General features: G+C 42.2%; 1 protein-coding gene. It reads right to left on the bottom strand.

All coding sequences use genetic code 11. The annotated features are described in order from the left end of the window. Positions 1 to 848: lipase family protein (locus tag J1785_RS00660; RefSeq protein ID WP_420803820.1), on the bottom strand; the 848-nt coding region annotated here is incomplete at both ends.

Genomic DNA, 848 nt, shown 5'->3' on the forward strand with positions numbered 1-848 from the left:
GGAAGTTGATGTTTCTTTCAGACTCATTTTTTGGAATTTCAAAACTGTCTTCTGACATTTGTTCTACAAATTTTTTGACATTCTCTTTGTGCTCTGTGAAATGCTTATCCTTACTCAGACCTTTGTCATCTATTAACTCAAGAAGTTTATTATTGATATAGGGCATATAGGCGGTCATAAAATGATCACCAAAGGTGAGGTCTGCACCCCTGTTGGGGTTTTTCCCCTCAGGGAAGTACTTCGCTAAATCTTCTTGTGTGAGGGAGTTGATAAATCCTTTCTGATCTTGCCCTGCTTCCTGAGCGACCTTTTCGGCCAGTGCTGGCACCAGATAGAGTTTGGTTTTTACTGGCATTCGGCTTTTTAATGTTATGCAACCGGCAGCTACAGGATAAGTTCTTTTGCAATCTTTCCATTCCCTGCTCTGCGTGGTTGTAAGAAATACAACAGGGTTACCGTGGTGCCAGAAGCAATCGCCCCATTGCTTTATTTGCCAGGCTGGTAATTCAATAAGGGAAGACCATAGTCCCCCCAGAACGCCACCGACAGGTCCCCACAGTTCGTATAAGTAATTATCCACGTTTGCTTCTGGTGGCACGGCAGGGACGGGATCGTTGTCATTGACATGTCGAAAGTGAATGAGATCTGATAATAGTGCTATGGAATCTCTGGTAAAGGTGCGCGGCATTCCATAACTGTAAAAAACAGGGTTGTAATCTTTAAGAAATGCCGAATTTATTAGCGCTAATGCCCCGCCAAGACTATGGCCACAAATAAAAAGATCCAAACGTTCCGATAAATCATTTAAAATTTCAAACTTTTCTTTAAACTTAGCCCCAATTCTACTG

The organism is Rahnella perminowiae, from assembly GCF_019049755.1.
GTDB classification, from domain to species: domain Bacteria; phylum Pseudomonadota; class Gammaproteobacteria; order Enterobacterales; family Enterobacteriaceae; genus Rahnella; species Rahnella perminowiae.